We start from the raw sequence: 9,165 nt of genomic DNA, 5'->3' as shown, positions 1-9,165 counted from the left end.
CGCGGGGGATGGCGCGGGTCGACAGGGCGGCGCGATTCGGCGAAGGCGGGGGAGGCGTCTCGACCGGGCTCGGACGCCCGTCTCCGCGCCCGTCGACCGAGTGGGGGGCGATGCAGGCGGCCGCCACAGACGCCGACGCGGCTCCGACCGCCGTCGCGCTCGCCCGCCGCCGCGCACGCGACTGGGGCCGTTTCACCCGCAACTTCGTGGTGCAGGGCACGGCGGCCGAATGGTCGCTGATCTGGCTCGCCGAGATCCGGCATCGCCTGCAGAGCCTGCCGGACGCGGAACGCCCGGCGCCGGCATCCGCGGTGTTCCGCTCCCGCGCGCATCTGGCCTTCTTCCTGCACGACGAGGTGATCCTGCATGTCCCCGCCGAGCAGGCCGAGGCCGCAGCCGACGCGGTGCGCGACGCGGCAGCCGTCGCCACGCGTCGCCTCTTCGGGGGATTCCCGATCGACGTGCCACTCGATCTGCGCATCGCGGAGTCCGCAGAGAAGTGATCGGGCCTGGTCGTAGACTGGGCATGCGAATGGGTCGACTGGACGGCCGCGTGGCGGGTGACCGCACCGAGGAACGTCCGGGCTCCTCAGGGCAGGACGGTGGGTAACGCCCACCCGGAGCAATCCGCGAGAAAGTGCCACAGAGAGCAGACCGCCCCGCGAGGGGTAAGGGTGAAAGGGTGGTGTAAGAGACCACCGGGGGCCATGGTGACATGGCCCGCCAGGTAAACCTCGTCCGGAGCAAGGTCAGACAGAGGATGTTGACGCGGCTCGCCGAGTCCTCGGGTAGACCGCTAGAGTGCCACGGCAACGTGTCGCCGAGAGAGATGGCCGTCGAAGGGGCGAAGAACCCCGGAACAGAACCCGGCGTACAGGTCGGCCCATTCGCCCAGACATCGAGAAGGCCCCGCTGATCCAGCGGGGCCTTCTTCGTGTCGTGGTGTGGTGTGGTGTGGCGGTCAGTCGCCTGCGAGCGATGCGGCGCCGATGATGCCCGAGTTGTTGCGGTGGATCGCCGGCACGATCGGAGTCTTGAGGTCGAGCAGCGGCAGGAAGTCTCCGGCGTTCTTCGACACGCCGCCGCCGACCACGAACAGGTCGGGGCTGAACAGGAACTCGATGTGCGAGTAGAACTTCTGCAGGCGCTCGGCCCATTCCGCCCAGCTGAGCTCTTCGCGCTCGCGCGCCGACGTCGCCGCGTACGTCTCGACGGATTCGTACTCCCCGAAGTTCAGGTGACCGAGCTCGGTGTTCGGCAGCAGGACTCCGTCGTACAGGAACGCCGAGCCGATGCCCGTGCCGAGGGTCGTCAGCAGCGTGAAGCCGCGTACATCCCGCGCCGCGCCGTGGCGGGCCTCCGCGACACCTGCGGCATCCGCATCGTTCACGAAGACGATGTTGCGCCCGAGCCCGTCGCGGAAGAACCGCTCGGCGTCGAAGTCGATCCATTCCTTCGAGACGTTGGCGGCCGAGAGCGTCTTGCCGCGCTTGACGATCGCCGGGAACGCCACGCCGAGGGGGAGAGTCTTGTCCTTGACGTCGAGCGTCTTCAATACCGTCTTCACGGCCTGCAGGACGTCCTCCGGTGATGCGCCCTCAGGAGTGGGCACACGCACCCTGTCCGAGGCCATGGTGCCGTGCTCGAGGTCGACCAGACCTGCCTTGATACCCGTGCCGCCGATGTCGACGCCGATCGCTTTTGCCATGGTGGTTAGCTTAGCGACCACGCTCAGCGCCAGTAGGATCGATGACACCACGTGATGAAGGGGATCTGCCATGTCGAACGGCGATGAGAAGTACTGGTACAACCTGGAGACCGGTCAGGTGGAGTTCGGCATGATCTCCGCATCCGCCGATCGAGTCGGGCCCTTCGACACGGAGGCCGAGGCATCCCGTGCCCCCGAGAAGCTCAAGGAGCGCTCGCGCGCCTGGGCCGAGGAGGAAGCCGCCGAGAGCGGCTGGGACGCCGGCATCGGCAAGGCCGAGTGACCGTGGACAAGCAGAGGGATTTCGTCCTGCGGACGATCGAAGAGCGCGGCGTCAAGTTCGTGCGCCTGTGGTTCACGGATGTCATCGGCACGCTCAAGTCCGTCGCCATCGCACCGGCTGAGGTCGAGGGCGCCTTCGCCGAGGGCATCGGGTTCGACGGTTCCGCGATCGAGGGACTCACGCGCAGTTACGAGTCCGACCTGCTCGCCCAACCCGACCCCACCACGTTCCAGACCCTGCCGTGGCGCGGCGAGATCGATCCGACCGCGCGCATGTTCTGCGACATCACGACTCCCGACGGCCGACCCGCGGTGTCCGATCCGCGGCACGTGCTCAAGCGCACCCTCGCGAAGGCCGCTGACGCCGGATTCACGTTCTACACGCACCCCGAGATCGAGTTCTACCTTCTCAAGTCCTCGTCGTTCGGCCCGGAAGGGCCGGTTCCGGTCGACTCCGCCGGATACTTCGACAACGTCCCCGGCGGCACGGCGCACGATTTCCGTCGCCGTTCGGTGCGGATGCTCGAAGATCTCGGCATCTCGGTCGAGTTCAGCCACCACGAGGGTGGGCCGGGCCAGAACGAGATCGATCTGCGGTACGCCGACGCGCTGACCATGGCCGACAACGTCATGACCTTCCGCACGGTCATCAAAGAGGTCGCGATCGAGCAGGGTGTCTACGCGACGTTCATGCCGAAGCCGCTGAGCGGGCACCCGGGAAGCGGCATGCACACCCACATGTCGCTGTTCGAGGGCGAGCGCAACGCGTTCTACGAAGAGGGCGCCAAGTACCAGCTCTCCAAGACCGGTCGTCACTTCATCGCCGGGCTGCTGCGCCACGCGAACGAGATGGCGGCGGTGACCAATCAGTTCGTCAACTCGTACAAGCGGCTCTGGGGCGGCGACGAGGCCCCGAGCTTCGTCACCTGGGGTCACAACAATCGCTCAGCCCTCGTCCGGGTGCCGATGTACAAGCCCAACAAGGGCGGATCCTCGCGGGTCGAGTACCGCGCCCTCGACTCGGCGGCGAACCCGTACCTCGCGTACGCGCTCATGCTCGCCGCGGGCCTCAAGGGCATCGAAGAGGAGTACGAGCTGCCTCCCGAGGCCGAAGACAACGTGTGGTCGCTCAGCGACGCCGAGCGTCGCGCTCTGGGCTATTCGGCACTGCCGGCCAGCCTCGACCACGCGCTCGAGTACATGGAGAGCTCCGAGCTCGTCGCCGAGACCCTCGGGGAGTCGGTCTTCAACTACGTGCTTCTCAACAAGCGCAAGGAGTGGGAGGCCTACCGCGGCCAGGTCACGCCGCTCGAGCTGAAGAACAACCTCGAGCTTCTCTGAGGGTCGCGCATGGCCCGTTCGGACGACTCCGTCTCCCTCTCCGCCCTGGCCAGGCTCGGTTTCGCCGAACTCAGCGAGGCCGCCGCGAACCTCACCGAACTCGCGACGCTGATCGGCGTCGAGCGTTCTCTGCTGCTCAGCGAGGCGGACGCCGCTGATCCCGATGCGGCGGTCGAGGGGATGCTCCGGGTCGCGCGCCGCGATGCGGTTCCGATCGCGGCGCTGTTCGCAGATCCACGAGCACGCAGGCGGATGTGGCGGGTCTTCGGCGCCTCCCAGGGGTTCGCCGACTTCTTCCTGCGGCATCCGACCGAGATCGCGGTGCTCGGTGACCAGTCGACCGAGCTCCCCACCGCGGACGAGCTGCGGGGGCGCATGCTCGACGCGGTCGGCGCGAGCGAGGGATTCGCCGAGTCAGGTGATGACGCCGCGGTGGTCACCCTGCGCGTCGCCTATCGGCGCAACCTCGCCGCGATCGCAGCCATCGACCTGACCGTGCACAACCCCGTGCGCATCGTCGCCGATGTGGCAGCGGCATTGGCGGACATCGCCGGGGCGGCGCTCGAGGCCTCGCTCGCGATCGCCCGATGCCGGCTCGCCGACACCGTGAACCGAGAGCAGGTCGCGGCGACTCAGCTCGCGGTCATCGGCATGGGCAAGGCCGGAGCACGCGAGCTCAACTACGTCAGCGATGTCGACGTCATCTTCGTCGGCGGCACGACCGACGAGGAGATCGTGTCGGAAGCGCGCGCGATAGACATCGCCACGCGCCTCGCCCGAGAGACGATGCGCGGGCTGAGCGGCATCGAGGTCGAGCCGCCCCTGTGGGAGGTCGACGCGGCGCTGCGACCCGAGGGCAAGCAGGGCGCCCTGGTAAGGTCGCTCGGCTCGCATCTGGCGTACTACGACCGCTGGGCCAAGAGCTGGGAATTCCAGGCGCTCCTCAAGGCGCGGCCGCTCGCAGGAGACGCCGCGCTCGGGGCCGAGTACATCGCCGCCGTGCAGCCGAAGGTCTTCTCCAGTGCCGCGCGCGAGAACTTCGTCGACAGCGTGCAGCGCATGCGCGAGCGGGTCATGGAGCACATCGATCCCGAGGATGCTCCCTACCAGCTCAAACTCGGCTCCGGGGGTCTGCGTGACATCGAGTTCACGGTGCAGCTCCTGCAGCTGGTGCACGGCCTCACCGACCCGCGTCTGCGCACGAGGGGGACGCTGGAGAGCCTCGACGCTCTGGTCGAGGGCGGCTACATCGGTCGGGCGGAGGCCGCATCGTTCGCCGACGACTACTGCGTGCTGCGGCTCATGGAGCATCGACTGCAGCTGCGCGAGCTCAGTCGCACCCACCTGATGCCCCGCACGCCTGCGGGCCTGCGCGTGCTCGCGCGCAGCACCGGCCTCGGCGACTCGGGCGAGGCGATCTGGGCGCGGTGGGAGAGCGTGCGGCGCGAAGTGCGCGACATCCATACCCGGCTGTTCTATCGTCCGCTGCTCAGCGCCGTCGCGTCGTTGCCGGAGGAAGAGCGCACGCTGTCGACCGAACAGGCGCACGACCGGCTCATGGCCATCGGATTCCGCGACCCTGCCGGGGCGCTCCGTCATATCGGTGCGCTCACGACGGGGCTGAGCCGCAAGGCGACCATCCAACGGCACCTCATGCCGGTGATGGTGCGCTGGTTCGCCGACGGCAGCGATCCGGACTACGCGCTGATCGCGTTCCGGCGCATCAGCGAGCGGCTCGGCGATACTCCGTGGTTCCTTCGGATGCTGCGCGACTCATCGGGTGCCGCCGAAAGCCTGACGAGGCTCCTGTCGTCGTCGCGCTACGTCGGCGAGCTCATGGAGTGGATCCCCGAGTCCGTCGCCTGGCTCGACAGCAGCGACCTGCTGCGGCCCCGAAGCGGCGCCGCACTCGACGAAGAGGCCAGAGCGATCCAGACACGCCACCGCAATGTGGGCGACGCGCTGCAGGCGGTCAGGGCGTTGCGACGGCGCGAGCTGCTGCGCACGGCGATGGGCGGCGTGCTCGATGTGCTCTCGATCGAGCAGGTCGCGACCTCGCTCACCGAGATCACCGACGCCACGATCCAGGCGGCGCTGCGCGCGGTCCGTCGCGAGATCGTCCCGGTCGACGACGAGGCCCTCGATTTCGCGGTGATCGGGATGGGCCGTTTCGGGGGAGCGGAACTGGGCTTCGGCTCGGACGCCGACATCCTCTACGTCTACGACGCGAACGGCGTCGATCCTCAGCGCGCGCAGGGACTCGCCACGCGGATCGTCGCGGGCCTCCGCGAGCACCTCACCGATCACCGGGTGCCCCTCGACCTCGACGCCGATCTGCGCCCGGAGGGGCGCAACGGGGCCATCGTGCGCTCGATCGACGCGTATGCGGAGTATTACCGCCGCTGGTCGCTCTCGTGGGAGGCTCAGGCTCTTCTCCGGGCCCGAGGGGTGGCCGGCAGCGCCACGCTCATCGAGAAGTTCACGGCCCTCGCCGACAGCATCCGGTATCCGGTCGAGATCGATCTGCAGGGGACTCGCGAGATCAAGCGCATCAAAGCGCGAGTCGAGGGCGAGCGGCTGCCTCAGGGCGTGGATCCGCGCCGTCATCTGAAGCTCGGCCCCGGCACGCTGAGCGACGTCGAGTGGTTGGTGCAGCTGCTCCAGCTGCAGCATGCCCACGACGTGCCGGCGCTGCGCACCACCTCGACGCTCACGGCACTCGAGGCGGCCGTCGAGGCGGGCTTCGTGCCCGCCGAATCCGCTGATCTTCTGCGAGCCGCCTGGCTTCTGTCGAGTCGGCTGCGGTCGGCGATCACGCTGTACACGGGCAAGACCAGCGACGTGCTTCCGACCGACCCGCGGGCTCTCGACGCCATCGGTCGCCTGCTGGGCTACCCCGACCGGTCGGCGAGCGTGCTCGACGACGACTATCTCGGAGTGACCCGGCGTGCGCGCAGAGCCTTCGAGCAGCTCTTCTACGGGTAGGCGGTGAGCTGCGAGTCAAGGGGTGGGCGCGTCGTTTGCTTTTCCCCTGCCCGTCGCTCAGGCTGAGCGCATGACGATCTCGAAGCTCGGTGTGATCTGGAACCCCTCGAAAATCGATGAGGGCAAGCTGCGCACCACCGTGTCCGACACATTCACCTCGGATGTCGAATGGTGGGAGACGAGCGTCGACGATCCCGGTCGGGGAATGGCGGCCCAGGCCGTCGAGGCCGGCTGCGACGTCGTGGTGGCGGTCGGGGGCGATGGCACGGTCCGAGCCGTGGCCGAAGCGCTCGCGGGCACCGAGACGGCTCTCGGAATCGTCCCGCAGGGCACCGGCAACCTGCTGGCCCGCAACCTCGAGATCCCTCTCAACAACATCCCGGCGGCCCTGAAGCGTGTCCGCGACGGCGAACCGCGGAAGATCGACATCGGCTGGGTCGACCTGGACGGCACCGAACACGTGTTCGTCGTGATGGTCGGCTTCGGAATCGATGCGCAGATGCTCGTCGAGACCGACGACGACCTCAAAGACAAGGCGGGCTGGCTCGCCTACGTCGAGGCGATGGGTCGCGCACTCGCGGGCACCGAGATGACCGACATCACGGTCACGCTCGACGACGGCGATGCGCAGGAGCTGCGCGGCCACACCATGCTGATCGGCAACTGCGGGATGGTGCAGGGCGGCATCCGCCTGCTTCCCGATGCGGTTCTCGACGACGGTCTGCTCGACATGCTGCTGGTGAGCGCCAACGGACCGCTGCAGTGGCTCGACACCGTGCGCACGTTCGTCTGGGAGAACGGCATCCGTCGCATCCTCGGAAGCGTCGACGAGGCGGTGAGCAGCGAGTCCACGCGCCACATCTCGGCGGAGAAGGCGACGGTCGAGCTGTCGTCGCCTCTGGCTTTCGAGATCGACGGTGAAGAGGTCGGCGAGGTCTCGAAGTTCTCGGTGCGGGTCCAGCCCGCCGCCCTCATCGTTCGCTGAGGGTTCCCGGCGGGACGACCTTGCTGTCCTGCGTCGGGAAGACGACCTTCTGCACGATGATGATGACGCTGGCGGCCACGGGGATCGCGACGAGCGCCCCGAGGATGCCTCCGAGCGCCCCGCCGGCGACCGCGGCGATCACCACGAGCGCCCCGGGCACGGCGACCGCCTTGTTCATGATGCGCGGCGACAGCACGTATGCCTCGATCTGCATGTAGACGAGGTAGTAGCCGAACGCGATGAGCGCGGTGACCGGGCTGACGATGAGGCAGATCAGCGAGTTGATGATCGATGCGCTCAGCGTTCCGACGAGTGGGATCATCGACCCGATGAAGGCGATCAGCGCGAGCAGCGCGGGCACCGGTGCGCCGATGATGCTCAGCACGATGAGGCTCAGGATGCCGTTGATGAGCGCGAGGCTGGCCTGTCCCATCACATAGCGGCCGACGGCGCCGGAGACGTCTTCCAGGAGCCCTCCGAAGGTCTCCCGCTGATACGAGGGGACGAAGCGCACTGCGACGCGCTTCATGCTGCGAAGGGACGCCATGAAGTACAGGGTCAGGATGAGAACGATGGTGACGCCGGTGAAGCCGCCGGCGATGCCGGCGCCGACCGCGAACACCCCGCCGCTGATGTTCAGGATGTTGCCCGGGTCCTGGACGAAGCTCAGCACGCCCTGCGCCGCGTCGTCGAAGGTGGAGCCGAACTGCTCGCTCACATCCTTGAACCACGCGCTGGCCATGAAGTCCTCGACCATCTTCGGGCCATCCTGGATCAGGTTGGTGATCTGTTCGACGAGCAGAGGCACGATGGCCAGGATGATTCCCGCGAACGCGAGGATGACGACGGAGACGACGATCGCGACGGCCGCCGGGCGGGGGAGCTTTCGCTCGATGAACGAGACGATCGGGTCGAGCCCGAGTGCCAGGAAGATCGCCACGCCGATATAGACCAGCACTGTCGCGAGCTGATTGACGATGCCGCCGAGCATCAATGCGACGAGCACACCCAGAGCGCCCAGCAGACCGAACATGAAGGGGTTGATGCGGGCGATCGCCGCAGCTGCGGTCTTCGGCTGTGCCGGCGGCGTCTCAGAGGTGTGCCTCAGCAGCTGCTTCTCGGTCTTCCGGCGCATGGCGTCGTCCCCTCTGTAGTTCCCGACCTCTCAGTGCACCATCCGCGGCCTTCGGAAGCAAGCGCGACACGGTCACCGCAGGGGGCGACGTCGACGGGAACGACTGTGGACACCTGAACGGATGTCTGCGCCGAAGGAGTTGATGAGAGTCTTACGAGGGACCGGACGTCGGGTCCGTCGGCCCCGGTGTGTTCGGTGCTGTTTCCGGTGGCGCGATCGCAGCGCCGACCGCGCCACCGGCGCCACCAGGCGCATCCCTCCTCGAGCCGTGGAGTGCGGCGTCCAATCGGGCCGCCTTCTCGGCGACGAAACGCGGCTGACGGCGTCGGCCCACAAAGACGCCGAGCAGGACGACACCCAGTGTGAGCACGTGCAGGAGCATCGCCGCGAGGTAGTACGGAATCAGATCCGGCGCGCCGATCGATGCGAGAGTCACCATGAGGATCACCACACGTGCGGCGAGCATCCCGAGGACCGCGAGGGTCGCCATCGCATAGGGCTTCGAGCCCAGGTAGTGGCCCGCGTAAATGGCCATCACGAAGGCGCCCGCATAGGTCACGAGCATCGCGATCCACGACAGTGCCTCGATCCCGGTCACGGCTGCGGCACTACCGAAGATCGCACCCGTGAGCGAATCCCATGCGAGAAGGCCCACGGCCAGGAACACGACCACGAGAGCGACCGGGCGTCGCAGCTCCCCCTCCCGAAGCCGGGCGAGGTCGGCGGTCT

7 protein-coding genes, 1 other RNA gene and 1 pseudogene are annotated in these 9,165 nt (G+C 67.8%); 6 read left to right on the top strand and 3 right to left on the bottom strand.

All coding sequences use genetic code 11. The annotated features are described in order from the left end of the window. Together J7E68_RS02265 and rnpB are read left to right on the top strand one after the other, a co-directional pair. Positions 1 to 503 (top strand): annotated as a pseudogene (locus tag J7E68_RS02265) (DNA polymerase); the annotation flags it as partial. 30 nt (positions 504 to 533) lie between these two features. Next, an RNA gene (gene rnpB, locus J7E68_RS02260) (RNase P RNA component class A) lies at positions 534 to 890 on the top strand. Between the two features lie 71 nt (positions 891 to 961). Here rnpB and ppgK read toward each other — a convergent pair. Beyond that, positions 962 to 1,708, bottom strand: a complete 747-nt coding sequence (gene ppgK / locus J7E68_RS02255) for a polyphosphate--glucose phosphotransferase (protein WP_215169475.1) — start codon at positions 1,706 to 1,708, stop codon at positions 962 to 964. 70 nt (positions 1,709 to 1,778) lie between these two features. On the opposite strand from ppgK, the gene J7E68_RS02250 reads away from it, so the two are divergent. The 4 genes from J7E68_RS02250 to J7E68_RS02235 all read left to right on the top strand — a co-directional run bounded on the left by J7E68_RS02250 (position 1,779) and on the right by J7E68_RS02235 (position 7,301). Beyond that, positions 1,779 to 1,991 carry a hypothetical protein gene (locus tag J7E68_RS02250; RefSeq protein WP_053096290.1) on the top strand — a complete coding sequence of 71 codons (213 nt, stop codon included), beginning with the start codon at positions 1,779 to 1,781 and terminating at the stop codon, positions 1,989 to 1,991. Positions 1,992 to 1,993: 2 nt separating this feature from the next. Further along, entirely contained in the window at positions 1,994 to 3,331 is a 1,338-nt protein-coding gene (glnA, locus tag J7E68_RS02245) for a type I glutamate--ammonia ligase (protein WP_042541155.1), read from the top strand. A 9-nt stretch (positions 3,332 to 3,340) separates the two neighbouring features. Further along, the gene (locus J7E68_RS02240) at positions 3,341 to 6,316 is read left to right on the top strand and encodes a bifunctional [glutamine synthetase] adenylyltransferase/[glutamine synthetase]-adenylyl-L-tyrosine phosphorylase (RefSeq protein WP_215169473.1); all 2,976 of its coding nucleotides are present in this window, start codon (positions 3,341 to 3,343) and stop codon (positions 6,314 to 6,316) included. 70 nt (positions 6,317 to 6,386) lie between these two features. Continuing rightward, complete coding sequence (locus J7E68_RS02235) at positions 6,387 to 7,301, top strand: diacylglycerol kinase family protein (RefSeq protein ID WP_215169471.1); 915 nt, start codon at positions 6,387 to 6,389, stop codon at positions 7,299 to 7,301. Here J7E68_RS02235 and J7E68_RS02230 read toward each other — a convergent pair. Both J7E68_RS02230 and J7E68_RS02225 read right to left on the bottom strand, forming a co-directional pair. After that, positions 7,288 to 8,436, bottom strand: a complete 1,149-nt coding sequence (locus J7E68_RS02230) for an AI-2E family transporter (RefSeq protein ID WP_215169469.1) — start codon at positions 8,434 to 8,436, stop codon at positions 7,288 to 7,290. The two genes, J7E68_RS02235 and J7E68_RS02230, sit on opposite strands and share 14 nt — an antisense overlap. A 151-nt stretch (positions 8,437 to 8,587) precedes the next feature. Continuing rightward, the coding region (locus tag J7E68_RS02225) for a hypothetical protein (RefSeq protein ID WP_215169467.1) at positions 8,588 to 9,165 on the bottom strand (578 nt) is incomplete at its 5' end.

It is taken from the genome of Microbacterium sp. ISL-103, from assembly GCF_018613995.1.
Lineage (GTDB): Bacteria > Actinomycetota > Actinomycetes > Actinomycetales > Microbacteriaceae > Microbacterium.
The sequence above is the reverse complement of the archived record's forward strand: the minus strand, read 5'-3'. Positions and strand labels throughout refer to the sequence as shown.